General features: G+C 58.4%; 18 protein-coding genes. 17 read left to right on the top strand and 1 reads right to left on the bottom strand.

The window, feature by feature from the left end; genetic code table 11:
• Positions 1–252 precede the first annotated feature (252 nt).
• The 17 genes from D9N14_RS06945 to D9N14_RS06865 all read left to right on the top strand — a co-directional run bounded on the left by D9N14_RS06945 (position 253) and on the right by D9N14_RS06865 (position 18,771).
• Positions 253–1,533 carry an acetyl-CoA C-acetyltransferase gene (locus D9N14_RS06945; protein WP_290578381.1) on the top strand — a complete coding sequence of 427 codons (1,281 nt, stop codon included), beginning with the start codon at positions 253–255 and terminating at the stop codon, positions 1,531–1,533.
• 338 nt (positions 1,534–1,871) lie between these two features.
• Positions 1,872–3,884, top strand: a complete 2,013-nt coding sequence (locus D9N14_RS06940) for an NADPH-dependent 2,4-dienoyl-CoA reductase (protein ID WP_290578379.1) — start codon at positions 1,872–1,874, stop codon at positions 3,882–3,884.
• Between the two features lie 171 nt (positions 3,885–4,055).
• Positions 4,056–4,727: a thermostable hemolysin gene (locus D9N14_RS06935; protein WP_290578377.1), complete on the top strand. Its 672-nt coding sequence runs from the start codon at positions 4,056–4,058 to the stop codon at positions 4,725–4,727.
• A complete protein-coding gene (locus D9N14_RS06930) occupies positions 4,711–6,855 on the top strand; it encodes an AMP-binding protein (protein ID WP_290578375.1) in 2,145 nt (714 codons plus the stop codon). The genes D9N14_RS06935 and D9N14_RS06930 overlap by 17 nt, the downstream gene beginning before the upstream one ends.
• Complete coding sequence (locus D9N14_RS06925) at positions 6,842–7,654, top strand: SDR family oxidoreductase (protein ID WP_290578373.1); 813 nt, start codon at positions 6,842–6,844, stop codon at positions 7,652–7,654. Before D9N14_RS06930 ends, D9N14_RS06925 begins: the two co-directional genes overlap by 14 nt.
• 17 nt (positions 7,655–7,671) lie before the next feature.
• Positions 7,672–8,325: a tetratricopeptide repeat protein gene (locus D9N14_RS06920; RefSeq protein ID WP_290578371.1), complete on the top strand. Its 654-nt coding sequence runs from the start codon at positions 7,672–7,674 to the stop codon at positions 8,323–8,325.
• 50 nt (positions 8,326–8,375) lie between these two features.
• Positions 8,376–9,035: a response regulator transcription factor gene (locus D9N14_RS06915; protein WP_290578369.1), complete on the top strand. Its 660-nt coding sequence runs from the start codon at positions 8,376–8,378 to the stop codon at positions 9,033–9,035.
• On the top strand, positions 9,035–10,459 hold the full coding sequence (locus D9N14_RS06910; RefSeq protein ID WP_290578367.1) for an ATP-binding protein: 1,425 nt from the start codon (positions 9,035–9,037) through the stop codon (positions 10,457–10,459). The genes D9N14_RS06915 and D9N14_RS06910 overlap by 1 nt, the downstream gene beginning before the upstream one ends.
• A gap of 157 nt (positions 10,460–10,616) precedes the next feature.
• On the top strand, positions 10,617–10,949 hold the full coding sequence (hypA, locus tag D9N14_RS06905) for a hydrogenase maturation nickel metallochaperone HypA (RefSeq protein WP_290578364.1): 333 nt from the start codon (positions 10,617–10,619) through the stop codon (positions 10,947–10,949).
• Positions 10,949–11,701, top strand: coding sequence for a hydrogenase nickel incorporation protein HypB (gene hypB / locus D9N14_RS06900; RefSeq protein ID WP_290578362.1), 753 nt, complete (start codon positions 10,949–10,951; stop codon positions 11,699–11,701). Before hypA ends, hypB begins: the two co-directional genes overlap by 1 nt.
• Positions 11,631–14,222 carry a carbamoyltransferase HypF gene (gene hypF / locus D9N14_RS06895; RefSeq protein ID WP_290578360.1) on the top strand — a complete coding sequence of 864 codons (2,592 nt, stop codon included), beginning with the start codon at positions 11,631–11,633 and terminating at the stop codon, positions 14,220–14,222. Before hypB ends, hypF begins: the two co-directional genes overlap by 71 nt.
• On the top strand, positions 14,213–14,527 hold the full coding sequence (locus tag D9N14_RS06890; RefSeq protein WP_290578358.1) for a HypC/HybG/HupF family hydrogenase formation chaperone: 315 nt from the start codon (positions 14,213–14,215) through the stop codon (positions 14,525–14,527). Before hypF ends, D9N14_RS06890 begins: the two co-directional genes overlap by 10 nt.
• On the top strand, positions 14,524–15,711 hold the full coding sequence (gene hypD / locus D9N14_RS06885) for a hydrogenase formation protein HypD (RefSeq protein ID WP_290578356.1): 1,188 nt from the start codon (positions 14,524–14,526) through the stop codon (positions 15,709–15,711). Before D9N14_RS06890 ends, hypD begins: the two co-directional genes overlap by 4 nt.
• A complete protein-coding gene (gene hypE, locus D9N14_RS06880; protein WP_290578354.1) occupies positions 15,708–16,796 on the top strand; it encodes a hydrogenase expression/formation protein HypE in 1,089 nt (362 codons plus the stop codon). The genes hypD and hypE overlap by 4 nt, the downstream gene beginning before the upstream one ends.
• Positions 16,796–17,527 (top strand): hypothetical protein, encoded by a 732-nt coding sequence (locus tag D9N14_RS06875; RefSeq protein ID WP_290578352.1) that lies wholly within the window; start codon positions 16,796–16,798, stop codon positions 17,525–17,527. Before hypE ends, D9N14_RS06875 begins: the two co-directional genes overlap by 1 nt.
• 91 nt (positions 17,528–17,618) lie before the next feature.
• Entirely contained in the window at positions 17,619–18,167 is a 549-nt protein-coding gene (locus tag D9N14_RS06870) for a HupE/UreJ family protein (RefSeq protein WP_290578350.1), read from the top strand.
• 10 nt (positions 18,168–18,177) lie between these two features.
• The gene (locus D9N14_RS06865) at positions 18,178–18,771 is read left to right on the top strand and encodes a HupE/UreJ family protein (RefSeq protein ID WP_290578348.1); all 594 of its coding nucleotides are present in this window, start codon (positions 18,178–18,180) and stop codon (positions 18,769–18,771) included.
• 7 nt (positions 18,772–18,778) lie between these two features.
• Here D9N14_RS06865 and D9N14_RS06860 read toward each other — a convergent pair whose 3' ends face one another.
• Positions 18,779–19,498 (bottom strand): M48 family metallopeptidase, encoded by a 720-nt coding sequence (locus tag D9N14_RS06860; protein ID WP_290578346.1) that lies wholly within the window; start codon positions 19,496–19,498, stop codon positions 18,779–18,781.
• Positions 19,499–19,500 lie beyond the last annotated feature (2 nt).

Below are 19,500 nucleotides of genomic sequence, written 5' to 3'. Positions count from 1 at the left end.
AATTTGAATTGACCCGGGTTAAGTGCCCGCAGGTCAGTTGTGCCAATGCGAGACGATTCCATCGCGTTAGACTAGCCTCCCTTATCATTGGTAATAATCGTTGGTAATAAAGTTAGCAATAAAGTTTGTGGAAGTTCGCGTACGTTGACGCTGGCACTATGCCACTTGCAGCCCAATGCAATTTCTTAAATTGTAAGCAACTCAATACGTTATGCTCCCTACTGTGGAGCGCATTCAACAGGAAGCCATTCCATGAAAGTAGATAGTGTTCGTAAAGTAGCCATCATTGGCGGTAACCGAATTCCTTTCGCCCGCTCCAACACCGCGTATTCCTATGCCAGCAACCAGGACATGCTGACCGCGGCCCTGAACGGTCTGGTGGATCGCTACAACCTGGCGGGCGAGCTGATGGGCGAAGTGGTGGGCGGTGCCGTAATGAAGCACTCCCGCGATTTCAACCTGGTGCGCGAATCCGTGTTGAGCACTCAATTGGCGCCGGAAACCCCCTGTTATGACATTCAGCAGGCCTGTGGCACCGGGTTGGAAGCGGCGATTCTGGTGGCCAACAAAATTGCCCTGGGGCAGATCGACGTGGGCATTGCCTGCGGTGTGGACACCACCTCGGATGCGCCCATCGGCGTGAGCGAAGGTTTGCGTAAAATCCTGCTGGAGCTGAACCGGGCCAAGACCAATCAGGATCGCTTGAAGCTGCTGGGCAAGCTGCGCCCCAAGCATCTGATGCCGTTGATTCCCGCCAACGCGGAACCCCGCACCGGTTTGGCCATGGGGGATCACTGCCAGATCACCGCCAAAGAATGGAGCATTCCCCGGGATGAGCAGGACGTGCTGGCGTTCAACAGCCATAAGAACATGGCGAAGGCCTATGACGAAGGCTTTATGGATGACATGATCACCCCGTTCATGGGCCTGGATCGCGACAACAACATGCGCGGCGATACCACGTTGGAAAAACTGGCGTCCCTGAAGCCCTGCTTCGACCGGGAAAACGGCACCATGACCGCGGCCAACTCCACGCCGTTGACAGACGGTGCGTCGTCCGTGCTACTGGCCAGTGAAGAGTGGGCCAAAGCGCGCGGTTTGCCGATCCTGGCCTACATGACGTATTGCGAAACGGCCGCAATTGATTTTGTGGGCAAGAAAGAGGGCCTGCTGATTGCACCGGCCTATGCGGTGCCCCGCATGCTGGATCGTGCCGGCATCACTCTGCAGGATTTTGATTTCTATGAGATTCACGAAGCCTTTGCCGCCCAGGTGCTCTATACCCTGAAAGCCTGGGAAGACGAGACGTTCTGTAAAGAGCGCTTGGGCCGTGACGGTGTGCTGGGCAGCATTGACCGCAGCAAGCTGAACATCAAGGGTTCTTCACTGGCGGCAGGCCACCCGTTTGCGGCCACCGGCGGTCGAATCATTCACACGCTGGCCAAGCTGTTGAACGAGAAAGGCTCCGGCCGTGGTTTGATTTCCATCTGCGCGGCAGGCGGTCAGGGCGTAACGGCGATTCTGGAGAAGTAAGTTTCTCTCGGAATGGGAAGAAGGCGGCTTTTGGCCGCCTTTTTTTGTTTGGGATGGTGCTTCGTAGTACGTCAGAGGGTGGGAATCCGCTGTTTCGAAACGCTACAAGCACATCCCTGTGCGCTCGGCAGCGGCCGTCCTTGGCCGCTGACGTTCGAAACAGCGGATTCCCACCCTCTGACTCGTTCGTGCCGTTGACGCAGGTGTCGCAGCAATCAGACTGTGCAGTCGGGTTACTATTCCAGGCTGCCGAATACCGCCGGGTGCGCTAGGATTGCTGCAGTAACCACGGCCATTTTGTTCCACGCATTCAGATCACGTTCTGTTAGGGAGAGAACATGAACCAACATTATCCTCATATGCTCCAGCCATTGGACCTGGGGTTTACCACCCTGCGCAACCGGGTGCTGATGGGCTCCATGCACACAGGGCTGGAAGACCGGTTTTACCACATTGATAAGTTGGCGAACTACTTTGCAGAGCGGGCCCGGGGCGGTGTGGGCATCATCGTTACCGGTGGCTACTCCCCCAACCGCCGTGGTGACCTGTTGCCCTATGGGTCGAGTATGAATTCCAAAGTCACCGCCACCTTGCACAAACACGTCACCGCCAAGGTGCATAACGAAGGCGGCAAGATCGCCCTGCAACTGCTGCATGCCGGTCGCTATGGCTATACCCCTTACAGCGTTTCGCCGTCCGGGATCAAATCCCCCATCACACCCTTCAAGCCCGCCAAAATGAGCGCCAAGCAAGTACAGGGCACCATCGATGATTATGCCCGTGCCGCCGAGCTGGCCCGGTTTGCCGGTTATGACGGCATCGAGATCATGGGCTCCGAGGGCTACCTGATCAATCAGTTCCTGGCGCAACGCACCAATCAGCGTACCGATAAATGGGGCGGCAGCGTGGAAAACCGCATGCGCTTTCCTTTGGAAGTGGTGCGTGCCGTGCGCAAGGCGGTGGGGCATAACTTCATCATCATCTATCGCATCTCCCTGATGGATCTGGTGGAAGGCGGTCAAACCTGGGATGAGGTGGAAGCCCTGGCCAAATCCCTGGAGGCCGAGGGCGTGAATATTCTGAACACCGGTATCGGCTGGCATGAGGCCCGCATTCCCACCATCGTCACCTCTGTGCCGCGGGGTGCGTTCAGTTTCGCCACCGCCAAATTGAAGCAGGCTGTGAACCTGCCGGTGTGTGCCAGTAACCGCATCAACACGCCGGAACTGGCAGAAGACATCATCGCCAGTGGTCAGGCGGACATGGTGTCCCTGGCGCGCCCCATGTTGGCGGACCCCTATTTTGTCGCCAAGGCGGAAGCGGGCAAAGCCGATGAAATCAATACCTGCATCGCCTGTAATCAGGCCTGTCTGGATCACACCTTCAAAAACAAGCGCGCCAGTTGCCTGGTGAATCCCCGCGCCTGCCATGAAACCGAGTTGCGTTATCTGCCCACCCTCAACAAAAAGAAACTGGCGGTGGTGGGGGCCGGTCCGGCGGGGTTGGCTGCGGCCACGGTGGCGGCAGAGCGGGGCCACGATGTGACCCTGTTCGATGCGGCGGATAAAATTGGCGGCCAGTTCAATATCGCCAAGCAGATCCCCGGCAAAGAGGATTTTGAAGAAACCCTGCGTTACTTCGGTGCCATGCTGGAGAAGTTCAATGTGAACCTGCGCCTAAATACCTATGTGAAGGCGGATGACCTCAGCGAGTTTGACGAAGTCATCGTGGCCACCGGCATTGTGCCGCGCACGCCGGCCATTCCCGGCGTGGAAAGCGACAAAGTGCTTTCCTACCTGGATGTGATCGCCCTTAAAAAGCCGGTGGGCAAATCCGTTGCCATCATCGGCGCCGGGGGCATCGGTTTTGATGTGGGGGAATATCTCACCCACAGCCCGGCTGCGGATGAACTGCAACAGTGGTATCAAGAATGGGGCGTGGATACGCAACTGGCTCATCGCTCTGCCATGGTGGAGCCGAAAGTGGCGCCCAGCCCGCGGCAGGTGTATCTGCTGCAACGTAAGGAATCCGCCCTGGGTAAGAACCTGGGTAAAACCAGCGGCTGGGTGCATCGGGCTCAGCTGAAAAAGAAGAACGTGGAGATGATTGCCGGTGTGTCCTACGACCGCATTGATGAGAGCGGCCTGCACATTACCGTGCAAGGTCAGTCACGGGTTTTGCCGGTGGACAACATCATCATCTGTGCCGGGCAGGAACCGCAGCGGGAACTGGCCCGCGCCCTGCAAGCCCAGGGTAAGCCGGTTCACCTGATTGGCGGGGCGGACGTGGCCGCGGAGCTGGATGCCAAACGCGCCATCCGCCAGGGTTCCCAGTTGGCGGCGGAGTTGTAAGCCGGGTACTCAATCGTATGAAACAACCCCCGGATAAGTGACCGTAACGGTGATCGAGTCCGGGTTTTTTCCTCTTTTTTATCGGCCTTAAGCTTTCCTTAAGCTTTCTTAAGATTCCTTTAAGTCATCCCCTCTAACCTGACAGCATCCAATCTTACCGAGGGTGCTGTTGTGGCGATTGTTGTTCCCAACCAGGTATTTGCTGAGATTTCGTTAGGCGGCCGGTCGCTGAAAGTGGTGGGCTATCTTCCCTGGCATGAAGGCCGCAGTCGTGTGGAGCGGTTTATTGCGGCCCGGTTTCGCAAGGTGCATGGCGCCCTGGTGCACAGTTTTTTGCCCACCTTAATCAGTTTGGAGGCGGCCGGTGGTGAGATCCTGGCGGCCATCGGAGTGCGCAGTGCCCAAACAGAAAAGCTGTTCCTGGAGCACTACCTGAACCAATCCATCGAGCTGGAGATCAGCCGCCTGAGTCGCATGCCCTGTGCGCGCCGGGATGTGATCGAAGTGGGCAACCTGGCCGGAGGGCAGCGCGGTATCAGTCGCTGTTTTTTTGCGGTGTTGGCGGCGGTGCTGCAGGAGTGGGGTGCCCGCTGGCTGGCCTGTACCGGAACCGCGGACGTGGCCAATGTGTTTCACCGGCTGGGCATCCAACCGTTTGAAATCATGTTAGCGCAGCCGGAGCGTTTGCCCGGTGGCGGGGCGGAGTGGGGGCGCTATTACGAGCACCAACCGACGGTGATGGTGGGTGAGATTGTGGCCGGATTGCGCCGGGTGGCACAAACCGGGTTGTTACAGCGCTGTCACTTCAAAACAGTGGAGGTGCGCGATGTCCTTATTGCTTGAGCAGTTGGATTGGTTGGCTCATCAGCGCGCTGACGCCTTTGCGTTGCAGGATGCGGACAGTCGACTCACCTGGCGAGAACTTCAGGATCGGGTACAGGCCGTGCGGGGCGCGTTAACTCAGTTCGAGGGAGCAGCGATCGCGCTGGTGGGCGATAACCGGCTGCAATGGATTGTCTGTGATCTGGCGTTGATGGGGCTGAAGGTTCGGGTGGTACCGATTCCCCCGTTCTTCTCCCGGCAGCAGATCGATCATGTGTTTGAACAGGCGGCAATTGATCTGGTGATCGGCGACGAAGACGCAGTGAGAGCGTTTCATCATGGGCCGCAGCGTATCCCGGAGAGCGGCGTGGCGCTGGCTGTGTTGCGGAATCCCAGGCCGGTGGTCGAACACTATGAGAAGGTGACGTTTACATCCGGCAGTACCGGTACACCCAAAGGTGTGCGGCTCTCACTCGCGAGCCTGGAGGCCACTGCAGTGGCCATCGCCGAAGCCATGGCCGAGGTGCAGGTGACTTGTCATCTGGGTGTGCTGCCCTATGCCACTTTGTTGGAAAATGTGGCCGGACTCTATGCGCCCCTGTTGCAACAGGTGACGGTGCAGGTTCGAAACCTGGCTGATCTGGGCTTCAACGGTGCCAACCAATTCAATGTGTTTGCCTTTTTTCAGCAGCTCCAAAGCCTGCGCCCGGACGCCTGTATCCTGGTGCCCCAGTTATTGATGGCGCTGGTGTCCGCCTGTGAGCACGGCCTGCCGGTACCGCAGCATTTCAAATTTATCGCGGTGGGCGGTGGCAAGGTCTCGGCCGACCTGTTGCAGCGGGCTCTGGCGCTGCAGCTGCCCGTATACGAAGGCTACGGGTTGTCAGAGTGTGGCTCGGTGGTGTGCCTGAACCGGCCCAGCGCCCGACGCATTGGATCAGTGGGCAAACACTTGTCCCACGTGTCGCTGACGTTTACCGATGCCGGCGAGTTACTGGTGCGTGGCAACGGCATGCTGGGTTATCTGGGTGAGGAAGAAGTTTGCGGCCCCATCGCCACCGGCGATCTGGGCTGGATGGATGCAGACGGATTTGTCCATATATCCGGGCGTAAGAAGCACCTGTTCATCACCGCCTTTGGCCGCAACGTCAATCCGGAATGGGTGGAAGCGGAACTCACCGCCCGCCCGGCCATTGCCCAGGCTGCTGTGTTTGGGGAGGCCATGGCGGAGAACGTTGCCATCCTCACGCCCCGGTCGGGATTCGACTGGCAAGCTGTGGAAAGTGCTGTGGCAGAGGCCAATCAACAGCTGCCGGACTATGCCCGCGTCAGCATTTTAATACCCACTGTTGAACCGTTTTCTGTCAACAACGGCATGGCCACCGCCAACGGCCGCAATTGTCGCAACGTCATTGAACAACACTATCTCAGGTCACAGGGAGAACACTCCATGAGCTTTTTTGAACAACTCACCACACTCACAACGGCCGCCCGCGAATACCTGTTGTCGGCTCCGGTCATCCAGGCGGTGCCCGAGGGCCGCTTTCAGTTGGCGGGGTATCAGTTTTTTCTGGAGCAGGCTTACCACCATGTCAAGCACACAGTGCCCTTGATGATGGCCTGTGGAGGGCGCCTGCCCCAGGAGAAAGAGTGGGTGCGTGAGGCATTGGCGGAATACATCGAGGATGAGTACGGCCACCAGGAATGGATTCTGAATGACATCGCCGCCTGTGGTGGTGACAAGGAGAAGGTGCGTAACGACCAACCGGACATGGCGATCGAACTGATGGTGGCATTCCTGTATGACCAGATTCAGCGCCAGAACCCCATGGCCTTTTTTGGCATGGTGATGGTGTTGGAGGGCACCAGCATCAAGCTGGCCACCCAGATGGGCAAGATCGTGCAGCAGAAGCTGGATTTGCCCAATCAGGCGTTCAGTTATCTGTACTCCCACGGTGAACTGGATCAGAGTCACTTCGATTTCTTCCGCAATCTGATGGATAAGGTGACGGACCTCAAGGATCAGCAGGCGATCGTTCACAGCGCCAATGTGGTGTATCGACTCTATGGGGACATGTTGCGCAGCATTCCGCTTGCTAGCACTCAACCGGAACAGCAATCACAGGAGTCCAGCCATGCAGCTGCGTGATAAGAAAGTCCTGTTGACCGGCGCCAGCGGCGGGATTGGTAAGGCCATCGCCGAAGCGTTGCTGCAGCAGGGCGCGTCCTTGGTGTTGGCAGGCCGCGATATCGCGGCGTTGAACCAGCTCAAAACCGTACTGGCAAAAGAGGGTGTGCACATTGATGTAGGGCCTCTGGATTTGGGGTCGCCCCAGTTAACGGAGCAGGCCAGGGCCTTGCTGGCCCGGCATCCCGATATCGACGTGCTGATCAACGGTGCCGGTGTGAATCAGTTTTCCGCCTGCGATACCCAGAGCACAGAACAATTGGCCAGTCTGATCGACATTAACCTGAAAGGCACCCTGCTGTTGACCACGGCGTTGTTGCCCGCCCTGAAACAACGCCCGGAAGCGGCAGTGGTGATCATCGGCTCCACCTTCGGCAGCATCGGCTACCCCGGCTTTGCGGCTTACTGCGCCAGTAAATTCGGAGTGCGTGGCTATAGCGAGGCTTTGCGCCGGGAGCTGGCGGATACCCGGGTCCGCGTCTTCTATGTGGCCCCCCGGGCCACGCGTACGGCCATGAATGAGCAGGCGGTAACGGACATGAATCAGGAATTGGGGGTGGCCATGGATGAGCCGCAATGGGTGGCGGATCAATTGGTGCAGGCGATTGCCAATAACCGTTTCAAGCTGTTTTTGGGCTGGCCGGAGAAATGGTTTGTGATCATCAATGGCGTGTTTTCCAGCCTGGTGGACAAGGCGCTGATCAAACAGCTTCCCACCGTGCAGCGCTATATGAAACGTAACTGCAAAAATGGTATCTAACGCAAGAGGATAGAGACATGAACCTCAAACAAGTACTGCTGTGTTCGACATTTATGTTGTGGTTGGGTTCACAGGCCATGGCGGCTACCACCGGCTTTGATGAACAACTTCTGTCATTACAGACTGAGTGGGCCCACATTCACTATGAGATGCCCCCCGCCGATCGCGAGAAGGCCTTTGAAGCGCTGGCGGTGACGGCGGAGCGCATGGTGCAGGCGTATCCGCAACGGCCGGAACCGCTTATCTGGAAGGGGATTATCGTATCCACCTGGGCCGGTGCCCGTGGTGGCCTGGGGGCGCTGGGCCTGGTGAAAGAAGCCAAAGCACTGTTCGAGCATGCCCTGAACATCGATCCCGCCGCGTTATCGGGATCTGCCTACACTTCGTTGGGCAGCCTGTATTATCAGGTGCCGGGATGGCCCATCGCGTTTGGTGATGACAAAAAAGCCCGCGCGTTACTGGAACAGGCGATTCAGATCAATCCGGACGGTATTGACAGCAACTATTTTTACGCCGACTACCTGATGGAAGAGGGCGACTACCGGCAAGCTAAAGTATACTTCGAGAAGGCGATGCAGGCGGCTCCCCGGGCCCATCGACTGGTGGCGGACGAAGGCCGTCGTCACGAGATCATGGTCAAGCTGCAACAGGTAGAGAAAAAATTAAAGTAAGGTTAATTCAAGTAAGGTTAATTCAAGTAAGGTTAAGGTAAGGCGATTCAATGCGGCTACTGCTGGTAGAGGATGATGCCATGCTGGGACGCGCAATCCTGGCAGGCTTGAAAAAGGAGGGCTACTCCGTGGATTGGATGTCCGCCGGTCAGAGTGCCCTCCAGTGTCTGGAAGAAGAGGAATATGACATTGTGGTATTGGACCTGGGCCTGCCGGACATGGACGGCACCGATGTGCTGCAGTTGATGCGTCGTTCCGGTTCCACCACCCCGGTCATCATTCTCACCGCCCGCGACAGCATTGCTGACCGGGTGGGGGGGCTGGATCTGGGGGCGGACGATTACCTGTCCAAGCCCTTTGATGCCAATGAGTTGATGGCACGTATCCGCGCTCTGTTGCGTCGCCGTTCCGGGCGGGCGGAAAAAACCATTCAATACCGGGACATCACCCTGCACCCGGATTCCATGGGTGTGACTTACCACGGGGCGGACGTCACCCTGCCGCGGCGGGAGTATCTGCTGCTGCAGGAGCTGCTGTCCAATACCGGCCGGGTGCTCACCCGGGATCAGCTGGAGTCCGCGGTGTATGAGATGGGGCAGGATGTGGCCAGCAATGCCATCGAAGTCCATGTCCATCACCTGCGTAAAAAATTCTACAACGACCTGATTCGAACCATCCGTGGTGTTGGCTATCTGGTTGAGAAAGCCTGATGCAGTCCATTCGTCGTTTTCTCATGGTGATGGTGTCAGTGGTGTTGATCACTGCGTTTCTGCTGGCCATGACGGCGAGTTATTTTGAGGCCCGCCATGAAGTGGGGGAGTTGTTTGATGCGGAACTGGCACAGACGGCCCGCTTATTGAAATCCTCCTTTGAACGGGTCGGCAGCCGCCATACCTCACTGGAAGAAGAATTCAAAACCTTTTCCCCTGTCAAAGGTTCCCCTCTCATTGGCATTCCGCTCGATGGTGATGATCCTCCGACGGTGGATTCCAATGAAGAGCGCACCCGTTTTGGCCACCGTTACGAACGCAAAGTGTTGTTCCAGGTGCGCAAGCAGGATCAGGTCCTGTTCGAGTCTGAGGAGTCCATGCTGCGACTGGACGCCATTCCCATGCAAGGGTTTTCTGAGGTAATGGTGGACGGCTATCTATGGTATCTGTTCACCCTCAAGGATGGTGACTACAGCTTTACCGCCGGGGAGCGCGCCGACATTCGGGATGAACTGGCGGAGGAAATTCTGGCCAGTTATATGGTGCCGTTGCTGATCATCCTGCCCTTGCTGTTGCTGTTGTTACTGTGGGTGCTGAAAAAGGGCCTGCAGCCGCTGCGGGAGTTGGCCAGCAACATCCGCCGCCGGGGGCAGGATAATCTGACTCCCATCCAGATGGAGGCCACCCCGGAGGAGATTCGTCCGGTGGTGCAGGCGCTGAATCACCTGTTTGATCAGGTGAAACACTCCATTGAATTGGAGCGACGTTTTACGGCGTTGGCCTCCCATGAAATGCGTACCCCGGTGGCGGTGCTGAAACTCAATGTACAGAATGCACTGAATGCCAGCGACGAGACGGAGCGGGAGCAGTATCTGCAAGAGCTGAACCAGGGGGTGGACCGGGCCAGCCGCTTGATGGAGCAGCTGTTGACCCTGAGCAAACTGGAGCAAACGGACCTTTCCTACCAGCCACAGACGGTGGATCTGATCGCCCTGTTGCGGGAGGAAATGGCCGCCCTGTATCCCCTGGCCAACGCCAAGCGTATCCAGTTTGAACTGGCCACGGAGCAGGAATCCCTGCCATTGAACACGGTTCCGCAGTTGCTGTCGGTGGTGCTGAAAAACCTGATCGAAAACGCCATCAAGTATGCGCCGGCCGAGGGCACGGTGCAGGTGCGGGTTGAGCTGCAGAACCAGCAGATCCGGCTGTCGGTGGAAGACAGCGGGCAAGGGGTGCCGATGGCGCAACGGGCGTTGATCTTTGATCGCTTTTATCGCATGCCCGATGCCGTGGAACCCGGTGCCGGGCTTGGGCTTGCCATCGTCAAGCGGATCGTGGATCTGCTGGGAATCGATATTGAACTGGGCGACAGCCAGGATCTGGGCGGGTTATCTGTGCTGTTGACCATTCATCTCTCCGACTAGTCACTTCCCCCAATAAGTCACTTCCACCATTAAGTCACTTCCCCTGTATCCGGATCGGGTTAGTCTTGGATTGGCAGATCGGGTAACATCAGAGCATTACTGTTTGAGTGTATACAGGTTAGCGATATACAGATGACGGCTCTGCCTTATGCATGAAATGTCCTTATGCGAATCTATTCTGCAGATTGTGGAAGCCGAGGCGGCCCGGGAGCCGTTCATGCGGGTGACCTGGCTGCAGCTGGAGATCGGCGCCCTGGCCGGAGTCGAGATCGATGCCCTGCGTTTCTGTTTTGAGGCGGTGGCACCCAACACGATTTTGGCCGGGGCGGAGTTGGACATAGTGGAGCCCCCCGGCGAGGCCCGCTGCGTACCCTGCGACAAAACCGTATTGTTGACGGATCGATACAGCTGTTGCCCCCATTGCGGCGCGTATGGGCTGCAGGTAACCGGTGGGGATCAAATGCGAATCAAAGCGATGGAGGTGGAGTGATGTGCACAGTCTGTGGTTGCGGGGATGCACACCATCACTACGGCCAAGGGGTGGCCCGGGCCCATGCGCCGGGATTGTCCCAGGCCCGGATGGTGAAGATCGAACAGGATATCCTGGGCAAGAACGCGGAATACGCCCAGCGCAACCGGGCCCGCTTCCGGGAACAGGGCATCCTGGCGCTGAACCTGGTATCCAGCCCCGGCTCTGGCAAAACGTCCCTGCTTACCCGAACCCTCACCGACCTGAAAGGGCAGTACCCATTGGCAGTGATCGAAGGGGATCAGGAAACCTCTCAGGATGCGGACCGCATCCGCGCCACTGGGGTGAGTGCGGTGCAAATCAATACCGGAAAGGGCTGCCACCTGGATGGGCATATGGTTGGCCATGCCCTGGAGACCCTCAACCCGGACCCGGGCGCATTGCTGTTTATTGAGAACGTGGGCAATCTGGTGTGCCCGGCGGCCTTTGATCTGGGGGAGGCCCACAAAGTGGCGATCCTCTCCGTGACAGAAGGGGAGGACAAACCCATCAAGTACCCCGATATGTTTGCCGCCGCCGACCTGATGTTGCTGAATAAAACCGATCTGTTGCCCCATCTGGATTTTGATGTGGCGCTTTGTATGGAATACGCCCGCCGTATTCACCCGGATATTGAGATTCTGCAGGTGTCGGCCAAAACCGGTGCAGGAATGGAGCAGTGGTATCAATGGTTGCGGGCACATCGTCCAGAACCAGAATCGCCTGCCCGCTGATGCCGGTTTGACCATGACCCCGGGGATCATTGAAGACAGCGCCCAACCGGTTGTGCAAAGGACCATTCACATCCGCGGAGTGGTGCAGGGGGTGGGCATGCGGCCGGCGGTGTGGCATCTGGCGCAGCAATTGGGCCTGGCGGGTTATGTGCGCAATGATGCCGACGGCGTGTTGATCTGTTGTCGCGGTTCCCTGGGGGCGGTTGAACGCCTGATCAGCCAACTGCAAACCTCACCACCGCCACAGGCCCGTATCAGTGGTATCGAGCATTGGCCCTGGGAGGGCAATGACGAAGCCCGATTCAGCGACGGGTTTGTGATCCTGGATTCGCACGCCGGTGCACATCCGTTGCCATTCAAAACCGGGGTGGCGGCGGATATGGCCACCTGCCCCGATTGCCTGCAGGAACTGTTTGACCCGGACAACCGCCGTTATCGTTATCCGTTTATCAATTGCACCCACTGCGGCCCCCGCCTCAGCATCGTGGGCAGCCTTCCCTATGATCGCGCCAACACCAGCATGGCGGCGTTTGAACTTTGTGCCCACTGCCAACGGGAATTCGATGACCCACAGGATCGCCGCTTTCACGCCCAGCCCAATGCGTGTCCTAAGTGTGGCCCGATGTTGTGGGTGACGGACCACACCGGGGCGGTGTTGAGTGTTGAGTTGAGTGTTGAGTTCGATCAAGCGGATCATGATCCGATTGCCGTGGCGCAGGCTGCACTGCGGGCCGGTAAGATTGTGGCGATAAAGGCGGTGGGCGGGTTTCAGCTTGCAGTGGATGCATGCAATGAATCCGCGGTGGCCAGGTTGCGGCAACGCAAACACCGGCCGCATAAACCGTTGGCGTTGATGGCGCGGGATCTGGATGCGGTGAAACGATTTTGCCGGGTGTCCGAGCAGGAACAGGCTCTGTTGCAGAGTGCGGCGGCCCCGTTGGTGCTGCTTGACGCCAAGCAGTTTGCTGTCTCCAATTGTGAGCCCACTATCGCCCCTAGCATTGCGCCTCATATCGCCCCTAATATTGCCCCCATGCAACGGCGCTTGGGGGTCATGTTGCCAAGTTCACCCCTGCATCATTTGTTATTGGAAACCTTTGATACGCCCTTGGTGATGACCTCGGGCAATTCGGTTGGTGAGCCGCAGTGCATCAGCAACCACAGCGCATTTGAAAAACTTGCCGGCATTGCCGATCTGTTTCTGCTCCACGATCGTGACATTCTCAACCGGGTGGACGATTCGGTGGTTCAGGTGATCGGGGGGCAGCCCCAAATCCTGCGGCGGGGGCGGGGCGATGCGCCGCTGCCGCTGCCGCTGCCGCCGGGGTTTGACACCGCAGCGCCGGTGCTGGCCCTGGGGGCCGATCTTAAAAACACCTTTTGCCTGTTGGGGCAGAACGGCGCGGTGCTGTCCCAGCACATGGGCGATCTGCAGGAACCCGCAACACTGGCGGATTTTGCAAACAGCCTGGCGTTGTATCAACAACTGTATCGGCATCAGCCCCACTGCATTGCGGTGGACGCCCACCCTCAATATCACGCCAGCCAGGTGGGGCGGCAACTGGCGCAGCAACAGAATCTGCCTTTAGTGGAAATCCAGCATCATCACGCTCATATGGCGGCCTGTTTGGGTGAGCACGGTTGGCCCCTGTGCGACGAAGGTAAACCGGTGCTGGCCATCACCCTGGACGGCTTGGGCTATGCCCCCCTGGACCAACGCTCAACCCTGTGGGGGGGTGAGATCCTGCTGGGCGATTATGCCAGTGCGAAACAGTTGGCCTGCTTGAAGCCGGTGCCGTTACCCGGCGGCAACGCAGCCTCTGTGCAACCCTGGCGTAACACAGTGGCCCAGTTACACGGCGCCATGGGCTGGCACACCGTCATCGAACATTACGGCGAGCTTGCCGCTATCCACGCCATCGCCCAACAACCGGTGGCCACCCTCGTGGCCATGATGGAACAGTCATTGAATTCGCCGTTGTCCTCTTCTTGTGGCCGCTTGTTCGATGCAGTGGCTGGGTTGCTGGGGTTCTCCACCACCGGCATGAGCTTTGAAGGTCAGGCCGCCATGGCATTGGAAGCCGCCATAGGTGAACAGGATTGGCAGCACACACAAGCCTTTCCTTCACATGCCTGTCCTTCACAAGCGTATCCCTTCGCATTACAGCAGCAGGAAAGCGGCCTGTGGCAGATTGATCCCGCCCCCATGTGGCACTGCCTATTGCAGGATTTGAAAGCGGCAGCACCCAGCGGGTTGATGGCCGCCCGTTTTCACCAGGGGCTGGCCCGGGCCTTGGCCCAGTGCGCACAACAATTGGCGCGGCGCCATCAGGTGGATCATGTGGTACTGAGCGGCGGGGTGTTCCAGAACCGGCACCTGACCGTTGCACTCAGCGGCCTGTTGCAGCAACATCAACTGACGGTACTCACCCATTCCCAGGTGCCGGCCAACGACGGGGGCATCGCCTTTGGGCAGGCCCTGATTGCCGCCGCCAACATGAGGAACGCTCCATGTGCTTAGGTATACCCGGGCAGATTGTTGCCATCTGCGATGCAGACAACCACCTGGCCATGGTGGAGGTGTCTGGCGTGCAGCGGGAGGTGAACATCATCTGCATCGTTGAACCCAACACCCGTGTGCAGGATTATGTGGGGGAATGGGTGCTGGTGCACGTGGGCTTTGCCATGAGCCACCTGGATGAAGCGGAAGCCCAACGCACCCTGACGCTGTTGGCGGAATTGGGGGAGCTGCAAAAGGATGAAGAAGATGCAGGGCCTAATACAGGGGCGAATAAAGGCGAGTTTGAAGAGGGCAGCGCACCGTGAAATACATCGACGAATTTCGTGATCCGGACAGCGCCCGCAAGCTGGTCAAACAGATCCATCACCTCACCGACCGTGTACTGGCCCGGCGCAGTGCCGCCGGCAACCCCATGCCCCTGCAAATAATGGAATTCTGCGGCGGCCATACCCACACCATTTTTCGCTACGGAATCGAGCAACTGTTGCCGGAAGGCATCGAACTGGTGCATGGCCCCGGTTGCCCGGTGTGCGTGCTGCCCCGGGAGCGGGTGGACGATGCCATCGCCCTGGCCAAACATCCGCAGGTGATCTTCACCACCTTTGGGGATGCCATGCGGGTGCCCGGATCGCAGCAAAGCCTGTTGCAGGCCAAAGCCGATGGCGCCGACATTCGCATGGTGTATTCCCCCCTGGACGGCCTGACGCTGGCGCAGCAGAACCCGGATCGCGAGGTGATCTTTTTTGCCCTGGGGTTTGAAACCACCATGCCCAGCACCGCGCTCACCCTGCTGCAGGCGCACAAAGCAGGCATCACCAACTTCACCCTGTTCTGCCATCACGTCACCACCGTGCCAACGCTGGACCTCATCCTGAATGAACCGGGCCTGGCGCTGGACGGCTTGCTGGCCCCGGGGCACGTGAGCATGGTGATCGGCGAGGCCCCCTTTCAGTTTGTGGCCCGGCAATACCACAAACCCCTGGTGATCAGCGGCTTTGAGCCCCTGGACATCCTGCAATCCCTCACCATGCTGTTGCTGCAGTTGCAGGCAGGCCGCCGCGAGGTGGAAAACCAATACCAACGGGTAGTGCAAAAGCAGGGCAACCGCCCGGGGCAACAGGCCATCGCCACCGTGTTTGATTGCCACGATCCCCACCGGGTGCGCATCCGCGCGGATTGGGCACACTATGACGCCGAGCGGAAATTTTCCGTTACGGATGCCGCCGCAGATACGGCATTGAATTTTGACAAGCCTGCCTTCAACAGCCCTACGGACTGCCGTTGCGAAGACGTGCTCAAAGGCCTGGTGCGGCCCTGGCAATGCCGCCATTTTGGCGAACTGTGCACACCGCAAACCCCCTTGGGCGCCTTGATGGTGTCCTCCGAAGGGGCCTGCGCCGCCTATTACCAGTACAGCGATGTGCAGGCGCTCAAGATCAAACAGGAACAGTCATTCAAGCAGAAGCCAACCCCGGATGTGGTGACATGAACGCAGACGGCCCCTTGCAAAAAATCACCCTGGCCCACGGCAGCGGTGGCAAAGCCATGGATGATTTGATTCGCGATGTGTTTATCCGTGCGTTTGGTCCTCATAGTGCTGCTCTTCATACAACCGGTCTTAATAGCATCACACTGGAAGACCAGGCCCGCCTGGATCTGGCCGCCCTGCAGCAACAGGGCAATCGCCTGGCCTTCACCACCGATTGCTACGTGGTGCACCCGTTATTCTTCCCCGGTGGCGACATCGGCAAACTGGCTGTGACCGGCACCGTCAACGACCTGGCGGTGGGGGGTGCCAAACCTCTTTACCTCAGTTGCGGCTTCATCCTGGAAGAAGGCCTGCCCATCGACACCCTGAAAAAAGTGGTATGCTCCATGCAGCAAACTGCAGAGGCAGCGGGGGTGAGCATCGTCACTGGTGACACCAAAGTGGTGCCCAAAGGCAGTTGCGACAAACTCTTCATCAACACGGCCGGGGTGGGGGTGATTGCCGCCGGGGTCAACATCAGCGCCGCCGCCGCCCAACCGGGAGATGCCATCCTTATCAACGGCTACCTGGGGGATCACGGCGCCGCCGTGTTGGATGCCCGTGGTGAGCTGGCCCTGCACAACACCATTGAATCCGATTGCCAACCGTTGGGGGATCTGGTGCAGGCCATGCTGGCAGCGTGCCCGGACATCCACTGCCTGCGCGATGTAACCCGCGGCGGGTTGGCCGGCGTGCTGAACGAGTTCGCCCAGGCCAGTGATTGCTGTATTGAAATTGAAGAAACCCGGCTGCCCATCCGCACCGAAGTGCGGGGCATGTGTGAGATCCTGGGCCTGGACCCGCTCTACCTGGCCAATGAAGGCAAACTGGCCTGCGTGGCCCCCGCTCACGCTGCCGAAAAGCTGTTACAGGTGATGCAAAGCCACCCGGCGGGGCGCCACAGCGCCATCATCGGGCGGGTAAAAGCAACATCAGAAGTGGTAGCAAGAACAGTATCAAAACCCAGGGTGCTGATGACCACCGGATTCGGCAGCCAACGCATGATAGACCGGCTCGTAGGGGAGCCCTTACCGAGGATTTGTTGATGACCAGCCTCTTGATTGTAGGCTTTCTGTTGGGCATGCGGCACGCGCTGGACGCAGACCACATTGCCACCGTGGCGTCCCTTGCCAGTGTGCACACCAATCGCTGGCAGGTGCTAAAACAGGGAGTGGCCTGGGGTTTGGGGCACAGCCTGATGTTGCTGGCGGTGGGGGCCGTGGTGCTGTGGAGCGATACACTGATTCCGGAACAGATCGCTTACGCGTTACAAATGGCCGTGGGGGCGCTGATGGTGCTGCTGGGGGCGGACGTACTGCGGCGGGCTCGGCGCGAGAAAATACATTTTCATGTGCATTCACACAACGACGGCACCCAACACTTTCACGCCCACAGCCACCGGCATCAACCCCAGAACTTTCGCCTGGCCCCGTTCATACAACCGCAACCCCATGGCCATCATAATCATTCCCATGCGCGTCGACAGGATTGGCCGATACGGGCATTGTTCATCGGTGTGATCCACGGTTTGGCCGGCTCCGCCGCCTTGATCCTGCTGTTTGTGGATCAGGTGAATTCCATGGTGACTGGGTTGATGTATATTCTCACCTTTGGTTTGGGCTCGATCCTGGGTATGGCGCTGTTCTCGCTGGTGATTTCGATACCGCTTGGATTCACCGCCAAAAAACTCACCGGCATTCACACCGCCATGCAACTGACCATCGGCGTCGTCACCGCGGGTTTGGGGGTGATGATTCTGGCGAGCCCGCTGTCATGAGCACTTGATACTTACACTCTTAAAAAGATAAATCACAGGAGCAAACAACCACATGAACCTTCTTTACCGTTTGGCCTTGGGGAGCCTTTTTTTGACCGTAGCCGGAGTCGCATTTGCCCATGAAGGGGCTGGCCTGGCCGGGGGCTTTGCCAGCGGCTTTATGCACCCCATCCTGGGCTGGGATCACGTGGCGGCCATGGTGGCCGTCGGGTTGTGGGGCGCCTTTCTGGGCCGGCCTGCCATCTTTGTGTTGCCCATCGTCTTCCCCATGGTGATGGCCGTCGGGGGCGCCCTGGGTGTGGCCGGGGTGCCCATTCCGGCAGTGGAAACCGGCATCGCAGCGTCCGCCGTGGTGCTGGGTGCCATGGTGGCCATCGCGGCCCGCCCCAGCATCTGGGTGGCGGCGGTGATCGTCGGAGCCTTTGCCGTATTTCATGGCCATGCCCATGGCACCGAACTGCCACAATCCGCCAACGCCCTCAGCTACAGCCTGGGATTTGTGATCGCAACCGGCCTGCTGCACCTGCTGGGCATCGGCTTTGGCCTGCTGGTGCGCTGGCCAATGGGTAAAGTGGCGGTGCAAGCCAGCGGAGGCATCATCGCGTTAGCTGGCGTGGGGTTCTTAAGCGGCGCACTGTGATTCATTGGTTATGATTCATCGCTTCAAACTGGGCGTTGGCGTCGTTCTGGCGGCGCCAGCGCGGGCGTTCGCCCACAGCCCCATCGAGGGCATGAATGATTTCTACAACGGCGTGCTTCACCCCGCACTGGTCCCCTCACAACTGATGTTGCTGATCGCCCTGGGCCTGTACCTGGGGCAACGGGATGTGGCGCAGAATCAGGCCCCCATCGCCAGCTTTTTAGTAGCCGCGGCCCTTGGCCTGATGGTGACCGGATTCACCCCCGTTGTGGATCTGCAGCTGCCGGTGCTGGCCACCACCATTGTTGTCGGCGCTCTGGTGGCCGCCGATTGGCAATGGGGGCGCTTTGGCCGAATGGCACTGGGGCTGCTGGCCGGATTGCTGCTGGGGCTGGATTCTGCCCAGGCATCCCTGACCGGGCTCACCAGGCTGGTGGCACTGTTTGGGTGCTATATCGGAATGACCTTGCTGCTGATCTTCCCCATGGCCCTGGCCGACCGCTTTAACCAACAGGAGTGGCAGCGTATCGGCGTGCGGGTGGCGGGGTCGTGGCTGGTGGCGGCTGGGGTGATGGTGGTGGCGTTCTCATTTGCAAGTAGGTGAGGTTCCTTTACTCAACCAGAATCTGATAGGCCATCCCGTCCAGCCTTTCTTTTATTTTCTCCCACTTCGGCATAACCTGATTCATCAACCGATAAAATCGTTCGCTATGATTATGTTCAGCAATATGACAAAGCTCATGCAGGATCACGTAATCAATACATTCCCTGGGCGCCTTAACCAGATACGGGTTCAAGGTAATCCTGCCATTAGGAGAACAACTACCCCATTGAGTCTGCATGGACAGAATTCGTAGGGGAGGGCGACCTGTTACCCATAGGGCTTCTTCCAACATCGCATTCAGTCGATTCGAGAAAACTTCCCTGGCGCGAACCTTGTACCATTCGGACATCAATTCCTTCACCCGATCAGCACTTTTCCTCGGTACGGATACTTCCAACTTACCGCGCAACAGCTTTACTCCCTGCACCTCATTCTGTGCCTCTATCACTTTCAGCAAATACTGTTTACCTAAGTAGTAGTGGCTCTCCCCGCTGATATACTGACGTGGAGTAATGTGTTCCAGCTGTTTGCGGAAATCGCGTAGTTGTTCGTAGATCCAGCGGCCGCGCTTCTTGACCGCAGAAAGCACTGCGTCCTTACCGGCGTCTGCTGGCGCAGAGACAATTACACGACAATCCGGATGGACCTTTATTAGTACCTTGCTAGAGGCCTGTGGCCGCAGCACCCGTTCAAAGGTGATTCTCTCGTCACCGTACAGAAAGCTCATGG

This window comes from Ketobacter sp., assembly GCF_003671495.1.
Lineage (GTDB): Bacteria > Pseudomonadota > Gammaproteobacteria > Pseudomonadales > Ketobacteraceae > Ketobacter.
Note: the sequence above shows the minus strand (reverse complement) of the source record. Positions and strands in the feature narration are given on the sequence as shown.